Consider the following 18,264-nt stretch of genomic DNA (forward strand, 5'->3'; position numbering starts at 1 on the left):
GACGTTATTTGGCTCAGGACTTCACAATATGCTCGGCGCTTAGTCCGAGCTTGGCAAAAATATTGCGGGTGTCGACAATCAGCTGTGACCATTTGGCCAGCGCCGCATAGTCGACGCCGTCATGATCAGTTGAAACCAGAATGGCATCGTAGGATTTCACCGTCTTCTCATCCAGCGGCACGGAGGCAAGGCCCTTAAGCGCCATATATTCGCGGGTTGAGGGTATCTCGGCAACGAAGGGATCATGATAATCCGCATGGCCGCCGCGTTCCTCGATGATCTCGATCAGCCGCAGCGACGGGCTTTCGCGGATATCAGGCACATTCTTCTTATAGGCAAGCCCAAGCACCAGCACGCGTGAGCGGCTGAGCGCCTTGCCAAGCCGGATATCCAGCGCCTCGGCAAGCTTGCCCACCACATAGCGCGGCATGGCCGAATTGATCTCGCCCGCAAGCTCGATAAAGCGGGTCGGCAGCTCATATTCCCGTGATTTCCATGTGAGATAAAACGGGTCAATCGGGATACAGTGGCCGCCAAGGCCGGGTCCCGGATAAAATGGCATATAGCCAAACGGTTTTGTCTTTGCCGCTTCGATCACTTCCCAGATATCAATGCCCATCGCCGCGTAAACGGTCTTCAACTCGTTCACCAGCGCGATATTGACGGCGCGGAAAATGTTCTCCGTCAGCTTCACCGCTTCCGCGGTTGCATTGGAGGAAACGGGCACAACGGTTTTAACCGCAGCGCCGTAGAATGCCTGCATCAACAGACTGGCTTCCTCACCATCACCGGCGACGATTTTCGGGATGGTCGAGGTCTGAAAATCGCGATTGCCGGGGTCTTCCCGCTCAGGCGAAAAGCCCAGAAAGAAATCCACACCTGACTTGAGACCGGTCTTTTCCAGAATGGTTTTGACCACATCATCGGTCGTGCCGGGATAGGTTGTCGATTCAAGCACAATCAACTGGCCCGGCCGCAATGTCCTGGCGATGGCGTGTGACGTTGTCTCAACGAAAGACAAATCAGGATCGCGATGCTTGGTCAGCGGTGTCGGCACGCAGATGATGATCACATCACAACCGGCAAGCTGCGAAAAATCGGTTGTCGAGCGAAACCTGTTCTTTGATGTTTCCGCGCCAAGAGCCGCATCCGAAACCGCTTCAATATAGGAACGGCCCGCATCCAGAGCGGTGATTTTATTCGGATCAATGTCAAAGCCCGTCACGGAAAACCCGCTATGGGCAAGGGTGATTGCCAAGGGCAGCCCGACATAGCCAAGCCCGATCACACCCGCATGGGCGCCGCGCGCATTGATCTTGCTGGAAAGGTCGGTGAACGGAGAGGAGGAAACGGCCAAGGCGATCTCTTCTTTGCGGGAGTTGTGGGCACATGGGAGGCCCGGAATTCTTGCCGTTTAGATGGCGGCTATGCACGCGGCTGTCAAGCAAGGGGCGGCGCGCCTTGCCTGTCACAAACAGTTGATGGCGCTGAAATCCGTGCCACACCACTGCTGACAGGAGGTTGTCAGGAGAGCCCCCTTTATCCGTGAATTATCCCGTCCTTCTCTATTGTTTCAGATACGTGACATGCCCATTTCTATGGGAGAACGAGAATCAATATTGATAAAGGACCACCCGCCAGTCACCGTTTGAGCCGCACCGGACAGGCAATTGGGGCTGGAGCCTCTGCTGTCGGCGTTGACACCAATGCCCGGTTCGCTCATCCTGTTCCCGTATCTGCTTGTTTTGGGTATGATTTTCCTACCCGGTCGATTGCGGAACAGTGTCTGGAAGCTGGGCGTGGTCCGCAAGGACAGGGACGAGTGATGAGCACGCAAACTGACGTATCCGCCATACTTCTCGAAAAAGTCGCTGACTGGCTCACACGTTCTTCTCTTGCCGGCGAGAATCTTGAGACAATTGTACGAGGGTTTTGTGAACGCATCGCCGCAGCTGGTCTGCCGATCGCACGCGTCCATCTGACATTCTCGATGCTGCATCCGCTCTATGATGCGCTCGGCTTTACCTGGCAGCGTTCAAGCGGCCTTGTGGTGGAAGGTTACAGGCACACGCCGGGCGAAAAGCCGGAGCGCTTCTTGCTGAGCCCCTATTACTATCTTCTGTGCAATAATCTTGAGCATGTGCGCCGCCGCCTCGATGCCGATAGCCCCAATGAGTTTCCGATATTTGAAGAGCTGAAGAAGGAAGGCATAACTGACTATCTCGCCTTTGTGCAGCCGTTCAGCGGCGAGTCGGCACAGGGCATGATGGGCTCGTGGTCGACGGATAGCAGCGCCGGTTTCAGCGAAAGCATGATTGGCGCTCTACTGAAACTGCAAAATCATTTGGCTGTTGCGGCCAAAATGGCGGTTCTCGGCAAGCTTGCCGATAATATGCTGTCGACCTATCTGGGCGGCAATGCGGGCAAGCGCGTCCTCAACGGGCAGATTCGTCGCGGTGATGGCGAAACAATCCGTGCTGCCCTGGTGATGGGTGATATGCGCCAGTCGACCATGCTGGCCGAAAAAGAAGGCCGTCAGGCCTATATCGACACCCTCAACCATTTCTTTGACGCGATTGCCGCGCCATTCAACCGTGGCGGCGGTGAAATCCTTAGTTTCATGGGCGATGGTTTCCTTGCCGTTTATCCCTGCGGGCGGCACAAGGACCCATCCAAGGTTGCCTGTCAGGCCGCGCTGTCAGCTGTCTTCAAGGCACAGACCCGTGTGGCAGAGCTTAACCGCGAACGGCGCAAGGATGGTCTTAGCGATATTCGCTATGGCATTGGCCTGCATGTGGGCAATGTCATGTTCGGCAATGTTGGCCTGAAAGACCGCCTGACCTTTTCCGCCTTCGGATCTGCGGTCAACGAAGTCCAGCGGCTGCAGGGCCTGACCAAGAAATATTCGCGTGAAGTTGTCGCCAGCCAGGCATTTGCCACCTATTGCGGCGGTGAATGGACGACATTGGGTGAAGAAAAACTGCGCGGCGTCGGGCAAAAAGTCACTGTTCTTCTACCGAAACAATCGGCTACAGTCGTTCCCGAGGATGCATTCGACGAAGTAGCCTATGATGGGCTGTCAGAGGCAGAACAGGTCATGCTGTTGCATCGCGACGCGAAGATTCAGGATCAGAGGCCCCTTCTGGAGAAGTTCATGCAATGAAGCGAAAGACCGTCCTGATGGCTGCCCTGGTTGCGAGTGTGAACCTATCATCCCATGCCAGCGCAGAGCCAAAGAGCGATGTGCTCGTGGACGGCTTTGACGGCAAGGATTTTTCGCCGACAGGCGGGCTCTATTATCGCAAGAATTTTGAGCAGAGTGCAGGGACGGTCGAATTTCAATCGGAAGTGACACGAAATGGCGGCGGCGCGCTGAAGCTCAGCGTCAAACCCTTATGCCCGGGTACAAAGCACAATTGCAGCGAGCGCGCGGAAATCTGGGAAAAGACCGACAAGCGCGTGCCTTACAATCAGGGTGTCTGGTACGGTTTTGCGGTCAAATTTGCCGATCCCATACCGACAGATGATCACCGCTATCTCATTGCCCAATGGAAGCGTGAAATCGGCCCGAAGGCCGTTGGGGATTTCAGCCCTTTTCTGGCCCTGCGCCTCAACAAGGGCAAATTGTTTGCCACCATCGAGACCAATTATATTGCACCGGCAAAGGCACAGGGCACGACACCTGTCAAAGCCTGCGGCGACGGGCAGACGCCGGTCTGGTTGCGCCCTGACACCAATCAGATGCGCGCACTGGTGGCCGCAGATTCAAACTGGACCCCGCAGGATGGCAAGCAGTTCAACACCTGCACCAATGCCATCACGCTGACGGATCGCGGCAATAAACTGCCTACACCCGATTCAGGCTGGATCGATTTTGCCATCTATACCAAGCCCGGGCCTGATGGGTCCGGCCATGTCGAGATATTTGCCAACAACAAATGGATTGTGACGATCAAGGGCCATATTGGCCATGCCGACAAGGGACTCGGCAAGAATCAGTATTTCAAGTTCGGCCCCTATCGCGCCGCAGACGACAAGGAATGGGCACTCTATTACGATGATTTCCGCCGCTCGCCCCGGTGTGAAGATGTGATGGATGCGCAGTTCTGCCCGGTTTTGTAAGCCACGGGCGACGCAAAAATATCCCTGAAATATTAGTGCGATGTCATCTATGTGTGACCTGGAGCCTTTCAAGGTCTCTTGGGCAGAATGATTCTATTTAAGCAGGAAAGGCTCTAACTAGACTCACTGTTTGTCGTGCGATAGTCTGGCCTGAATGGGCGACAATAAAAACGCTTTGGGGAATAAAAAACTGGCATGACGTCGGGGTCTGATCTTTTACGAATCGAGAATCTCGGCATATCGTTTTCGATGCTGGGTGGGCGTATGCATGTCGTGAAGGGCGCAAATCTGCGCATCCTTCCGGGCAAAGTGACCGCGCTGGTGGGTGAATCCGGTTCGGGAAAATCTGTCATCAGCCAATCGGTTATGGGTATCCTGCCCAATACGGCCGCTGTGACGGGTAAAATCCTGTTCACTGATCCGGTTGACGGCAAAACCACGGATATTTTACAGCTGGAGCGCGATGGCCCTGAGATAAGAGCCCTGCGCGGCAGCCGTATGGCCAAGATATTTCAGGAGCCTATGACCTCGCTGTCGCCGCTGCACACGGTTGGCAATCAGATCAGCGAAGTTCTGGCAATTCATACGCAGGCGACCAAATCCGAGCGCCGTACGCAGACCGAGGAAATGCTTGGACTGGTCGGGTTTTCCAATCCGAAGCGCACCTATGATATGTACCCGTTTGAGTTGTCAGGCGGTATGCGCCAGCGCGCGATGATTGCGATGGCTCTGATCTGCCGCCCTGCCCTGCTCATTGCGGATGAGCCGACAACAGCGCTTGATGTGACCATTCAGGCGCAGATTCTCGAATTGCTGCGCAATCTCCAGCACAAGCTTAACATGGCCATGCTGCTGATCACCCATGATCTGGGCGTGGTTGCCAATATGGCCGACGAGGTCGTTGTCATCTATCACGGCGAGATCATGGAAGCTGGGCCCGTTGACGCGATCTTCCGTAACCCGCAGCACACCTATCTCAAGGGTCTCATGGCGGCTATTCCGCATTTTGATATGAAACCCGGCGAACGTCTGAAGGCGCTGCGCGAGGTTCCTGTCAATTCCGGCGCCCTGTGGGGCAAGAAAAAGCAAGAGGAAGCCGCCCCCGAGGTGCTTCTCTCAGTGCGCAATCTCGTAAAAACCTACGGAATTCGAAAATCCGGGCTTTTCGGCAAGCAGGATCAAACCCGTATCCGAGCTGTCGATGGTGTGAGTTTCGATATCCGGCGCGGCGAATGCCTTGGCCTTGTCGGCGAAAGCGGTTCAGGCAAGACGACAGTCAGCAAGATATTGATGCGGGCCATCACCCCCGACAGTGGTTCCGTCACTTTTGACGATGGCAAAGGCAAGCTCGATGTTCTCGCAGCACAGGGGCCAAAGCTTCTGGAATTGCGCACCAAAATTCAGATGGTTTTCCAAGATCCGGTTTCATCGCTGTCACCGCGCATGACGGTCCAGAACATTCTGAGCGAGCCGCTGGAAATTCACGGACGCGGTGACAAGACCTCCCGCCTTGAGAAAGTGCGCGCGCTGATGCAGGCCATTGGTCTGGACCAGCGATACCTTAACCGTTATCCGCACAGTTTCTCCGGCGGGCAACGCCAGCGTATCGGCATTGCGCGGGCTCTGGCACTCGGACCGAAATTGCTCATCTGCGACGAGCCTGTCTCGGCGCTCGACGTTTCGGTTCAGGCGCAGATTCTCAATCTTCTGAAAGATTTGCAGAAGGAGCTGGGCCTGACATATCTGTTCATTTCCCATAACCTTGCGGTTGTTGACTATATGGCGGATCGCATCGCCGTTATGTGTGCTGGGCGGATCGTTGAAATAGCACCGCGCGAAATCATCCTGCGTGATCCTGTTCATCCCTATACAAAGGCGCTTCTGGCAGCGATACCCTTCCCGGATCTCGACCGCCCGCTCGATTTCAAGACACTCAGAGCCAGCGGCGCGTCGGATCAGCGGCTTTGGGGGCCCCAATTCTCCAGCGGAGAGGAAGAGGACCCGCTCTCACCAGCCGATCTTGGCAATGGCCATCTGGTGCTGGCACGGCGCAATGTTGACGTTAAGGAACTACGCTCTTGGTAACGCGGCGGACTGTATTGGGCGCACTTGCCTCTGCGATGGTTCCGATCACGGCCAAAGCGGCTGATCGCGAGCGCGAACCGGAATTTCTGGAAGATCGGCTGCGTGCCACAAGCCTGCCTCCGCTTGTTCAGCGCATACCAAAGCGGCCAAGGATCATCAATCTGAAAGCGATGGGGCGCGTACCCGGACAATATGGCGGCACGCTGCGTACCATTATCGGTAGCCAGAAAGATATCCGGTTCATGACCATTTACGGCTATGCACGGCTGGTGGGATATGATGAAAATCTCGTCCTGCAACCGGATGTGCTGGAGTCATTCCAATCGGAAAACGATACCGTTTTCACGTTCACTATCCGTGATGGTCACAAATGGTCAGATGGGTCGCCGCTGACAGCTGACGATTTCAGCTATTGGTGGAACGACGTTCTCCTGAATGCCGACCTGACGCCCGGCGGCGGTGCTCTGGAATTGCGCATTGATGGCAAGCTGCCACGCTTCGAAGTTCTCGATCCATTGACGGTGCGCTATTCGTGGGAGTCTCCTAATCCCTTTTTTCTGCCAAGCCTTGCTGCCCCGCAAGCGCTGGCCATTGTGGGCCCTTCGGTCTACCTGAAGAAATTCCACAAGGATTATCAGGACAAATTCCGGCTAGCCGCACTGATGAAGGAAAACCGCGTCAAGAAGTGGGCTGATCTTCACATCAAGATGGCGCGGCAATACCGCCCTGAGAATCCGGAATTGCCGGTGCTCGATCCCTGGCGGAACATGACAGCGCCACCCGCTGAACAGTTCGTTTTCGAGCGCAACCCATTCTTCCATCGCGTTGACGAAAATGGCCGGCAATTGCCCTATGTTGATCGCTTCATCCTGAATGTCAGTTCATCGACAATCATTCCTGCGAAAACCGGTGCGGGTGAAAGCGATCTGCAGGCCACCGGTGTTGATTTTGCAGATTACACCTTCCTCAAGGACGCGGAAAAACGTTATCCGGTTAAAGTTGATCTATGGAAAATGATCCGTGGCTCACGCGTTGCCATATTTCCTAATCTGAACTGCCTCGATGATGGTTGGCGCACGATGTTTCGCGATGTGCGATTCCGCCGTGCGCTTTCTCTGGCAATCGACAGGCATGAGATCAATATGGCCGTATTCTACGGTCTGGGAACACCGAGCGCAGACACGGTGCTTCCGGAAAGCCCGCTTTACAAACCGGAATATGCAAAAGCCTGGATTGATTTCGATCCTGACAAAGCCAATGCGCTGCTCGACGAAGTGGGTATGCAAAACCGTAACGATGACGGCATCCGTCTTTTACCCGATGGTCGCCCTGCGGAAATCACCGTCGAGACGCCGGGCGAGAGCACGCTTGATACGGATGTGCTTGAACTTGTAACCGACCATTGGCGCAAAATAGGACTGGCGCTTTATACCCGCACCTCCCAGCGCGATATTTTTCGCAGCCGTGCTCAGGGCGGCCGTATCATGATGTCAATCGGGCTTGGTATTCCCAATGGCGTGGCGACGGCCGACATGAACCCGGGACAATTGGCTCCAACGGCGGATGACCAGTACCAGTGGCCCGTATGGGGCAGGCATTACCTCTCCGTCGGACAGAATGGACAGGCACCCGATCTGCCCGAAGCACAGGAGCTTCTCGACCTGCAACACAGCTGGCGTAAATCAGCCCATATGCCTGAAAGAACTGAGATATGGCACAAAATGCTGTCGATCTATACGGATCAGGTGTTTTCCATAGGTCTGGTCAATGGGACATTGCAACCCGTCCTGCGCTCCTCCCGCCTGCAAAACGTTCCAGACAAGGGGCTCTACGGTTTTGATCCCACCTGCTATCTCGGAATTTACATGCCTGACGCCTTCTGGCTCAGCGGGGAGAAATAGACATGCTGCGATATATTCTCTGGCGTATCGCGGCAATGATCCCGACCCTGCTGATCATTTCCGCACTGGTGTTTGTCATCATCGAACTGCCGCCGGGCAACTTCTTTGAAAGCCAGATTGCAGAAATGCAGGCCCAGGGCGAAACCGTCAATCTTCAGGATATGGAAGAACTGCGTCACCAGTACGGTTTTGACCAACCGCCGGTTCTGCGTTATTTCCACTGGCTCGGTGGCATGTTGCAGGGAGATTTTGGTTATTCTTTCGAATATCAGCTGCCGGTCAGCGATGTCGTCGGCGACCGGTTATGGCTGACCGTGCTGGTATCCTTTGTCACCATTCTCTTCACATGGCTGCTCGCCTTTCCCATCGGCATGTATTCGGCAACCCACCAATATAGCTGGAGTGATTACGGTCTGACGCTGTTCGGCCTGCTCGGCATTGCCATACCGAACTTCATGTTGGCGCTGATCCTGATGTATTTTGCCAATATCTGGTTTGGCACATCCATTGGCCACCTGATGGACCAGAAATATCTGAGCGAACCCATGAGCTGGGAAAAGGCAAGGTCCATCCTCTCCCATCTGTGGATTCCGGTCATTATCGTGGGCACGGCGGGCACAGCAGGCATGATCCGACGCTTGCGCGCCAATCTGCTCGATGAATTGCAGAAGCAATATGTCATGACCGCGAGGGCCAAGGGCCTGCACCCCTTCCGAACACTGGTCAAATACCCCTTGCGTATGGCACTGAACTTTTTCGTTGCTGATATCGGTTCGATCCTGCCCGCCATTATATCGGGCGCTGAAATCACTGCAATTGTGCTTTCATTGGAGACAACAGGACCGATGCTGATCAAGGCATTGCAAAGTCAGGATATGTATCTGGCTGGATCGTTCCTGATGTTTTTGGCGTTTCTGACCGTTATTGGCGTGCTCATATCCGATATTGCACTGGCCTTCCTTGATCCGCGTATCCGCTTGCAGGGCAGGAGCACAAAGTGACATCTCAGCTCCCCCTACCCGGCGCACCTTTGCAGCATTATGTCTCGTCAGCCCCGTTTGACCCGATGTCGGTCGAGGCTATGACTGACGCTCAGGCCAAGGTTCATCTTGCCTCGCAAACGCGGCTCATGTGGTGGAAGTTCAAACGCCACAGGCTTGCCCTCGCCTCCGGAATTTTCCTGCTCGCACTCTACGGCATCATCATCATTGCCGAGTTTCTGGCGCCCTATAACCTGCACACACGAAATGTTGATTTCATTCACTCCCCGCCACAGCGGGTCCGGCTGTTTCATGACGGAAAGTTAATTGGACCATACGTGTATGGCCGTGAAATGAAATTGGATATGGAATCGCTGAAACGCGTATACACCGACAACACAAACGATGTGCAGCCGCTGCGCTTCTTCTGCCGTGGCGATGATTACCGTTTCTGGGGCGTCGTGGCGACGAATGTTCATCTGGTCTGTCCCGCCAAAGGTGGGCAGATGTTCCTGCTGGGAACCGACCGGCTGGGACGCGATGTGCTCTCTCGTATCATCTATGGTGCGCGTATTTCGCTGACCATTGGCCTTATCGGCATAACCATCAGTTTCGTTCTAGGTATCATTATCGGCGGACTTGCAGGTTATCATGGTGGCTGGTTCGACCTGCTGGTTCAACGCGTCATCGAAGTGTTGCAATCGCTGCCTAGTCTGCCGCTCTGGATGGCACTGGCCGCCATCATGCCCGTGACGTGGAGCCCGATACTCATCTACTTTGGTATAACCATCATTCTCGGCATGCTGGATTGGACCGGTCTTGCCCGCGCTGTGCGTTCGAAGATTCTAGCACTGCGTGAAGAGGATTATGTTCTCGCTGCCCAGTTGATGGGAGCAAAAAGCGGACGTATTATCGGCCGGCACCTGGTACCTGGCTTCATGTCACATCTGATTGCCACGGCGACCATATCCATTCCGGGCATGATTCTGGGCGAGACAGCACTGAGCTTTCTTGGCCTTGGTCTTCGCCCGCCGATCACTAGTTGGGGAATTCTTTTGACTGAAGCCCGCAGTGTCAGTGTGATCGCATTCTATCCATGGCTTTTATTTCCAATGATTCCAGTCATTCTGGTTATTTTGGCGTTCAATTTTCTGGGAGATGGGTTGCGCGATGCCGCCGACCCCTACAGATAGAGGAAAGTTGACAGACCAATGAATGTGCATTCTCCCAGCCGTCCCGAATGTGCTGCGCAGGTAAGCCTGTTGCAGCAATTCGTCTCCAAGAGGTTTTGACCATGATGCGGCGTTTTGAAGATGCTCGGATCTTGATGTATAGCCATGACACGTTTGGCCTCGGCCACCTCAGACGTTGCAGGACCATTGCCCACTCGCTCGTTGAGGATTATCGCGGGCTCAACATTCTCATCATCTCCGGCGCAACCATTGCCGGGGCATTTGACTATCGCGCACGGGTTGATTTTGTGAAGGTGCCGAGTGTGATCAAGCTGCGCAACGGCGAATATACATCGCTCGCCCGCCACATCGATCTGCATGAAACGCTGAAAATGCGCCAGTCGATCATCAGGCACACCGCTGAAACGTTTCAACCGGATATTTTCATCGTCGACAAGGAACCGATGGGTCTGAAAGGCGAGGTCGAAGAGACTTTGGCCTATCTCAAGTCGCGCGGCACCACGCTTGTGCTGGGCCTGCGTGAAGTCATGGATGCGCCGCATCTGCTCGAAGCCGAGTGGAAAAAGGCCAATGTGATGCAGAAGATCGATCAGTATTACGACAATGTGTGGGTCTATGGCCCGCCGGATTTCTATGACCCTCTGGTCGATCTCGACGTGCCTGCCGGTGTGCGCAACAAGATGGAATTTGTCGGCTTTCTTCAGCGCAGCCTGTCCCATGACAAGGCCTCCGTTCATGTGCCTGAAGGTGACTACATTCTGGTGACAACGGGCGGTGGCGGTGATGGTGCCGATCTGGTCCACAATGTCATCCATGCCTATCAGCAGGACCCGACGCTGACGCATAAGGCCTTTATTGTGCTTGGGCCCTATATGCCCGCCAAGCAACGGGCCAAGCTGGTGAAAAAAGGCAGCAAAATCCCCTATATCGAAGTCATTGAATTCGATAACCGCATGGAAGAGCTGATTGCCGGGGCAAAAGCTGTGGTGGCCATGGGCGGCTACAACACCTATTGCGAGATCCTGTCATTCGATAAGCCTGCGCTGATTGTTCCGCGCATTCAGCCGCGCGAAGAGCAGTTGATCCGCGCGCAGCGTGCTTCAGAGCTTGGCCTTGTCGACATGCTTCTCCCCGAAGAGGCGGAAGATCCACTGCGGCTTGCCGATGCACTCAAGCGACTGCCGGATCGTGCCCCGCCATCCAAGAGCGGCGAAGACATGCGTCTGGAAGGCCTCGTTCATATTTCGAAGATCGTTGGCGACTGGCTGGACGAGCGCCAGCAGCAGCAACCGCTGGCCGTTGCCGAATAAAGAGAGCACTTTGCCCATACGCCGTAAAACACTGGTGGTGCTGAAGGGTTATCCACGCCTGTCGGAAACCTTTATTGCGCAGGAGCTGCTCGGACTGGAGCGTGCAGGGTTCGACCTGACGCTCATCTCCATGCGCAAGCCGACCGACAAGAAGCGGCATCCGATCCATGATGAGATCAAGGCGCGGGTGGTCTATCTGCCCGAATATCTGCACGACGAGCCACTACGGGTGCTGCGCGCGCTCTTTGCAGGCTGGTCAAAGCCAGGCTTCAAACCGCTGCTGCGCCGGTTCTGGGCTGATCTGCGCCGTGACCTGACGCGTAACCGCTTCCGCCGCCTTGGGCAGGCGCTTGTGCTTGCCCATGAATGGCCTGATGCCGGTGAATGGCTGCACGCGCATTTCATCCACACCCCTGCCTCGGTGACCGCCTATACGAGCATCATGACCGGTGTGCCATGGACCTGCTCTGCCCATGCCAAGGACATCTGGACCTCGCCGGACTGGGAACTGACGGAGAAGCTGGCCGAAGCACGCTGGAGCGTCACCTGCACGCGCAGCGGCTTTGACCATATGCGCGAGCTGACGGATCGCAAGGATGAAGTGCATCTGAGTTATCACGGCCTTGATCTGGCGCGGTTCGGCCATTTCAGCGAAGCGCGATCCAACCGGAATGGTTCGGATATCGCCGATCCCGTACAGATTTTAAGCGTTGGCCGCGCCGTGGAAAAGAAGGGCTACGATGTCCTGCTGCAGGCTTTCGCTTTGCTGCCCGCTGAACTCAGCTGGATGTTCGTGCATATTGGCGGTGGCGACCAGCTGGCGAAATTGAAGCCTCTGGCGCAAGAACTTGGCATTGCCGATCGCATCATCTGGAAAGGCGCACTTGCGCAGGAAGAAGTGCTGCAACACTATCGCAACGCCGATATATTTGCGCTGGCGTGCCGGATTGCAGCGGATGGTGATCGCGATGGTCTGCCGAACGTTCTCGTCGAAGCCTCAAGTCAAAACCTTGTCTGTATCTCCACCAACATATCAGGCGTTCCAGAATTGCTGACAGACAGGGAAAATGGTTTTGTGGTGCCACCGGAAGACCCTCAATCCCTTGCCAATGCGGTGGAGGAGGCAATTCGCCAGCCGGAACTGCGCCATCATCTGGGTAAAGCCGCCGAACAAAGAGTGCGCGAACACTTCGATCACAATTCCAGCATCCGGCAATTGACCCACCTGTTCGAAACCGAGTGGCAGAAGACCAAATGAGCGCACCACGCGTCTTCTTTTACGTTCAACATCTTCTCGGTATCGGTCATCTTGCCCGCGCCAGCCGCATTGCGTCGGCCCTGGCCGAGGACGGGTTTGAAGTGACTGTCGTTACTGGTGGATTGCCCGTATCAGGCTTTCCCGGTCCTGATATTAAATCCGTCGCCCTTCCCGCTGTTGTGGCAAGCAATGCTGGCTTCTCCGGGCTGGCCGACGAGCATGGCAAGCCTGTTGACGAGGGTTTTCTGCATCAGCGCCGTGATTTGTTGCTGCAGGCATTTCATGCAGCCCGGCCTGATATTGTCATCGTCGAAGCCTTTCCATTCGGTCGCCGCCAAATGCGCTTTGAGCTTCTGCCCTTGCTCGATACCATAGCAACCGCATCGCCCCGACCCAAACTGCTCACATCCGTGCGGGATATCCTGCAGGAACGCACCAAACCCGGTCGCGACGAGGAAACCGTAGGGCTGATCAAGGCGCATTTCGACCATGTGCTTGTGCATGGCGACCCGGATTTCGTCACCTTGCCGGAAACATTTCCGCTGGCTGCCGAAATTGCCGACAAGATCATTTACACCGGCCTGGTTGCAGCACCTGTTCCGGCTTTGCCAACGGACGTTTTCGATATTGTTGTTTCGGCTGGCGGGGGCGCCGTCGGCCTCGATCTCGTGCGCTCGGCACTTGAAGCAGCCAGAGCCTCAAGCTACCGGGGTCGTTGGTGCCTGATCACCGGGCCAAATCTGCCGGAAGAGGATTTTGTCGGTCTCTCGAACCAGACAGCTGACAATGTGACACTCGTGCGGTTTCGCAAGGATTTTCTGTCTCTGCTTCGCGGTGCAGAGCTTTCCATATCGCAAGCGGGATACAATACCGTCTGCGACGTACTCCAAGCGCAATGCCGCTCCATTCTGGTGCCCTTCACCGCAGGAGGGGAAACCGAGCAGACTGTGCGTGCAACACGCCTTGAAGAACTTGGACTGGCTGTAGCCCTGCCGGAAAGCGGTTTGAATGCCGCCGTTCTGGGTGACGCCATGGAGCTTTCACTCTCCCGGCCCAAACCCGGCAGTCACAAGCTCGACCTTAATGGCGCGAAACGCACAGCTGAGATAGTGCGGTCTCTGCTTTAAAAACGGTTTTCCATTGGAACAGAAACCGTACTCCATCGTTTCACACGATTGTGGGAGTATTCGCCATGGCGCCGCATACTTTTTGGAAGGGCTATCTGAAGTTGTCTCTGGTTACATGTCCCGTGATCATGACACCGGCAACCACAGACAATGAGAAAGTGCGCTTCCACACACTGAACCGGGCAACCGGCAATCGCGTCGTCAGCGAATACATCGATTCAGTCAGCGGAAAGACCGTTGATGATGACGATCAGGTCAAGGGGTACGAACGCGGCGAAGACGAATATATCATGCTCGAAGATGACGAGTTGCAGGCCGTTGCTCTGGAAAGCACACGCACCATCGACATCAATGTATTCGTTCCGCACGATAGTATTGAATGGATTTGGTATGATAAACCCCATTATCTCCTGCCCGATGATCCCGTCGGCGAAGAAGCTTTCTCTGTCATAAGGGATGCCATGGCGGCTACGAAGACTGTCGGGATTGCACGTCTTGTGCTCTATCGCCGGGAGCGCGCTGTCATGCTGGAAGCAAGAGACAAGGGCATTATTGTGTGGACCCTTCGCTATGGCGACGAAGTACGCAACGAAAATGAGTATTTCGGCGACATCAAAACCGCAAAACCTGAAGCAAAATCACTTGATCTCATGACCGATCTGATCAAGGAGCGCACCAAGCCTTGGGATACATCCATGCTTGGTGATCCGGTTCAGGAGCGCCTGCTGGATATTATCAGCGCGCGGAAGAAAGGCCGAAAGAAGCCCCCGAAAGCCGAAGCACAGCCCGAACGTCCAAGCAATGTGGTCAACATTATGGATGCGCTGAAGAAAAGTCTCGCCGCCGAAGGCAAGGGCTCAAAGAAGCGCTGAAGAAATCCATCACCCTTTCCTGCTTGCTGGCTTCGTCGCTGGCAGTGGCTTCGCCGCTTTGCGGAAATCCTGCCAGGGATCGCTTGCCAATGCATCTATGCGTGTCATCGCATTGCTGACAGTGAAGTAGGTAGGACCGATAGACAGATCGAGTTCATCCCAGGCAAGCGGCATGGATACAGGCGCACCCGAGCGGGCGCGGGTCGAGTAAGGCGCAACGGCTGTCGAGCCTCTTTGATTACGCAGGTAATCGATCAGGATTTTTCCCTGCCGCTTGGACTTCGTCACCGTCGCAACGTAGTGGTCCGGATCGTCGGCAGCCATGGCGTCGGCAATCGCTTTGGTGAATGCTTTGACAGTTGGCCATGTGGCCTTCGGCTGCAGCGGCGCGACCACATGCAGTCCCTTTCCGCCCGATGTCTTGACGAACGACTCCAAGCCAAACTGTTTCAGCCTGTCCCGGGTTTCCAGCGCAGCATCAATAACGGCCTGCCATCCCACATCAGGGCCCGGATCAAGATCCATGATAATCATATCGGGACGTTCCCAATCCTTGAGTGTCGAACCCCACGGATGGATTTCCAGCACAGCCGATTGAACGAGCGCCATGAGCCCATCCAGATCATTGATGCTGATCAGTGGTTCTCCTGCCTTGTCTTGCGGGTCTTTGACAAGATCGATATTCGCGTTCAAGCCTTTCCATGTGTGCTTCTGGAAAAACAGCTGGCCATCAATACCGGAAGGACCGCGTAGCAATGCCAGTGGCCTGCCTACGATAAAGGGTTCGATATAGCGCCATATCTCCGTATAGTAATCGGCAAGCCCCTCCTTCGTGACACCTGCATCCGGCCAGTAGATTCGATCGGGATGCGTGAGTTGAACCGTCCGTTTCGGTTGTTTGGGTGTGGCAGACATTTTGCGCGTTTCCCTGACGACTTCCGTTGCTACCTTGTCTTCCCGTAATCCGCGAAATGAGGCGTGGCGCAGGCTCCCGTCAGCCGTCCATCCGCGAAACTCAACTTCGGCCACAAGCTCTGGCCGGATATACCGGATGTTCCTGCTCTCGACGGCATTCAGCTTTTCAGCAAATGGACTTTCCTGAATGCGCAGCCCACTGAGTTTATGAAACAGCTCTTCCGCCGAACTTGCGGTAAAACCGGTTCCAACGCGTCCCACATGTTGGAGCTTACCCTTTGCATAGACGCCAAGAACCAGCGAGCCGATTGCCTTGCGCGACGTGGATGACGGCATGTAAGCGGCAATGACGAATTCCTGCCGTAATGAGCACTTTGATTTGATCCACGTTTTGCTCCGCCCTGACCGATGGGGCGCATCGCGTTGTTTGGATACGATACCTTCCAGCCCAAGACGACAGGAATGGGACAGGACAAGATTACCGTCCTCTTCAAAGTGATCGCTATATCGGATCAAGCCTCCGTCCGACCCGATAACCCGCTGCAAAAGCGATTTTCGTTCAATCAACGGTGCTGCTGTCAGATCATAGCCATCAAGATAAAGCAGATCGAACGCATAGAAACGAAACCGGCTGGTGTCATTCGCGCTCAGCGCTTCCTGCAAGGCAGAAAAATCCGATGCGCCGGATGCGGTTTCGACAATGAGTTCACCATCGACAAGCCCATTTCCAATCGGCAGCGCCTGAAATGCTGAAGCCAGCTCCTTGCCGAACTTTGCCGTCCAATCGAGACCGGTTCGGGTAAAAAGCTTGATCTTTCCCGCCTGTATGTGTGCCTGCAGCCTGTAACCATCAAATTTGATCTCATGTATCCACTGTTCGCCCGCAGGTGGCTTGGGTGACAGCGTTGCCAAGGTTGGCTCTATGAAGCGCGGCAGTGGCCCTTTTGTGACCCCCGTCAGCTTGGAAGGCTCCAGATCAATATCTTCACTCTTTGCAACTGGCGCTTTCGCCGATGCAGTGTTTCGCTTTTTCTTGGTGATCTTGCCCGTTTTTGACGACCAACCCGGCTCTTCCCCGGCAACGTCATCGATCACCCGGCCGGTTTTGACGGATTCCGGACGCTCCTCCAATATGTCAGGCGCGCCCGCATCGCGCGCTGCATCATCTTCGGACTTGATGAGCAGCCAATTTTCGCGCTTTTCCCGCGGTTTGCGCTGCATACGCACAAGATGCCAGAGGCCGTGGAGCTTTTCACCGTGCAGTTCGAACTCAAGATGGCCTTTTTGATATCCCTTTGCCGCATCGCCGACAGGTGTCCAGTATCCCCGGTCCCAGATTATGACCGTTCCGCCGCCATATTCACCTTTGGGAATGGTCCCCTCAAAAGCGTTGTACTCAATCGGGTGATCTTCCACATGAACGGCCAGACGCTTCTCAGTCGGGACAGGACTTGGACCCCGCGTAACAGCCCAGCTTTTCATTACGCCGTCCATCTCCAGCCGCAAGTCGTAATGCAGACGGGTGGCATCGTGCTTCTGGATGACAAAACTGTTTCCGGACTTTTTTCCCTTGGACCCCTTCGGTTCACGCGTCTTCGCAAAATCGCGCTTCTGGCGGTATGTTTCCAACACCGCCATGGATCAGCCAGCCTTCTTTTGTGTGGAGGCTGCGGGCTTCTTCACCGGTTTCTTTTTATCCCCGGCACCTGCCTTCTTGTCCTTGATGCCTGCGCTCTCGCGCAGCGCCTGCATCAGATCAACAACTTTTTCGTCACTTGCGCGTTTTGGCGCCTTGATCGTCTTGCCTTCTATTTTTGCTTTGACCAGATCCGCAAGCGCCGCCTCGTAGCGATCATCGTACTTCTCAGGATCGAAAGTGCCCTGCTTTGTACCGATGATGTGCTTGGCCAAGTCAAGCATTTCACCGCTGATTTTCATGTCTGGGATGCTGTTGAACGCGTCCTTCGCGGGACGCACTTCATAGTCGAAATTGAGCGTGGTCGCGATCAGTCCATTCGCATGCGCCTGAATGAGAACCGTGCGCATGCGCCGGAATAAAACCGTACGCGCCAAGGCTGCAGACTGCGTGGATTTCATCCCGTCGCGCAGAAGATCATACACTTCATTGCCCGACAATTCCGATGGGGACAGGTAGTAAGGCTTGTCCATATAAACATCGTCTATGGCATCGGTTTTGACAAAGGCTTCAATCGACAATGTCTTGTCACTCGTTGGAACGGCAGAAGCCACTTCATCGGGCTCCAGCACGACATAGTCGTCACTGCCTACCTCATACCCTTTGACCTGATCTTCGGACTCGACAGGTTTTCCGGTTTCACTATCGACATATTGCCTGCGGACACGGTGTCCCGTCGCCCGGTTCAACGTATGAAAGGCAATACGATCCGACGTGGAGGCGGCAGTATAAAGGGCAACCGGGCAACTAAGCTCGGCAATCTTCAGGAACCCCTTCCAATTGGCACGCGGCACAGGAATACTCC

13 protein-coding genes are annotated in these 18,264 nt (G+C 55.1%); 10 read left to right on the plus strand and 3 right to left on the minus strand.

Going from position 1 to position 18,264, the window contains the following annotated elements:
• Positions 1 to 13: 13 nt before the first annotated feature.
• Positions 14 to 1,357, minus strand: a complete 1,344-nt coding sequence (locus FHW17_RS21800) for a nucleotide sugar dehydrogenase (protein ID WP_182510819.1) — start codon at positions 1,355 to 1,357, stop codon at positions 14 to 16.
• A gap of 468 nt (positions 1,358 to 1,825) precedes the next feature.
• Here FHW17_RS21800 and FHW17_RS21805 point away from each other — a divergent pair, with 468 nt between their 5' ends.
• The 10 genes from FHW17_RS21805 (at position 1,826) to FHW17_RS21850 (ending at position 14,848) form a co-directional block, all read left to right on the plus strand.
• On the plus strand, positions 1,826 to 3,163 hold the full coding sequence (locus FHW17_RS21805) for an adenylate/guanylate cyclase domain-containing protein (RefSeq protein WP_182510820.1): 1,338 nt from the start codon (positions 1,826 to 1,828) through the stop codon (positions 3,161 to 3,163).
• Complete coding sequence (locus FHW17_RS21810) at positions 3,160 to 4,122, plus strand: polysaccharide lyase (protein ID WP_112525415.1); 963 nt, start codon at positions 3,160 to 3,162, stop codon at positions 4,120 to 4,122. The genes FHW17_RS21805 and FHW17_RS21810 overlap by 4 nt, the downstream gene beginning before the upstream one ends.
• Positions 4,123 to 4,317: 195 nt before the next feature.
• Positions 4,318 to 6,207: an ABC transporter ATP-binding protein gene (locus tag FHW17_RS21815; RefSeq protein ID WP_182510821.1), complete on the plus strand. Its 1,890-nt coding sequence runs from the start codon at positions 4,318 to 4,320 to the stop codon at positions 6,205 to 6,207.
• 35 nt (positions 6,208 to 6,242) lie between these two features.
• The gene (locus FHW17_RS21820; RefSeq protein WP_182510843.1) at positions 6,243 to 8,108 is read left to right on the plus strand and encodes an ABC transporter substrate-binding protein; all 1,866 of its coding nucleotides are present in this window, start codon (positions 6,243 to 6,245) and stop codon (positions 8,106 to 8,108) included.
• A 2-nt stretch (positions 8,109 to 8,110) separates the two neighbouring features.
• The gene (locus FHW17_RS21825; RefSeq protein WP_112525409.1) at positions 8,111 to 9,109 is read left to right on the plus strand and encodes an ABC transporter permease; all 999 of its coding nucleotides are present in this window, start codon (positions 8,111 to 8,113) and stop codon (positions 9,107 to 9,109) included.
• Positions 9,106 to 10,281 carry an ABC transporter permease gene (locus tag FHW17_RS21830; RefSeq protein ID WP_112525407.1) on the plus strand — a complete coding sequence of 392 codons (1,176 nt, stop codon included), beginning with the start codon at positions 9,106 to 9,108 and terminating at the stop codon, positions 10,279 to 10,281. Before FHW17_RS21825 ends, FHW17_RS21830 begins: the two co-directional genes overlap by 4 nt.
• Positions 10,282 to 10,382: 101 nt before the next feature.
• Positions 10,383 to 11,591 (plus strand): glycosyltransferase family protein, encoded by a 1,209-nt coding sequence (locus FHW17_RS21835; RefSeq protein ID WP_112525405.1) that lies wholly within the window; start codon positions 10,383 to 10,385, stop codon positions 11,589 to 11,591.
• Between the two features lie 10 nt (positions 11,592 to 11,601).
• Positions 11,602 to 12,849 (plus strand): glycosyltransferase family 4 protein, encoded by a 1,248-nt coding sequence (locus tag FHW17_RS21840; RefSeq protein ID WP_182510822.1) that lies wholly within the window; start codon positions 11,602 to 11,604, stop codon positions 12,847 to 12,849.
• Entirely contained in the window at positions 12,846 to 13,976 is a 1,131-nt protein-coding gene (locus tag FHW17_RS21845) for a glycosyltransferase (RefSeq protein ID WP_182510823.1), read from the plus strand. The genes FHW17_RS21840 and FHW17_RS21845 overlap by 4 nt, the downstream gene beginning before the upstream one ends.
• 65 nt (positions 13,977 to 14,041) lie before the next feature.
• Positions 14,042 to 14,848, plus strand: coding sequence for a Ku protein (locus FHW17_RS21850; RefSeq protein WP_182510824.1), 807 nt, complete (start codon positions 14,042 to 14,044; stop codon positions 14,846 to 14,848).
• Between the two features lie 9 nt (positions 14,849 to 14,857).
• Here the strand turns inward: FHW17_RS21850 and ligD are convergent, their stop codons facing one another.
• Complete coding sequence (ligD, locus tag FHW17_RS21855) at positions 14,858 to 17,401, minus strand: DNA ligase D (protein ID WP_182510825.1); 2,544 nt, start codon at positions 17,399 to 17,401, stop codon at positions 14,858 to 14,860.
• A gap of 3 nt (positions 17,402 to 17,404) precedes the next feature.
• Positions 17,405 to 18,259 carry a Ku protein gene (locus FHW17_RS21860; protein ID WP_182510844.1) on the minus strand — a complete coding sequence of 285 codons (855 nt, stop codon included), beginning with the start codon at positions 18,257 to 18,259 and terminating at the stop codon, positions 17,405 to 17,407.
• Between the last annotated feature and the right edge of the window lie 5 nt (positions 18,260 to 18,264).

This window comes from Phyllobacterium sp. P30BS-XVII, assembly GCF_014138335.1.
Taxonomy (GTDB): domain Bacteria; phylum Pseudomonadota; class Alphaproteobacteria; order Rhizobiales; family Rhizobiaceae; genus Phyllobacterium; species Phyllobacterium meliloti.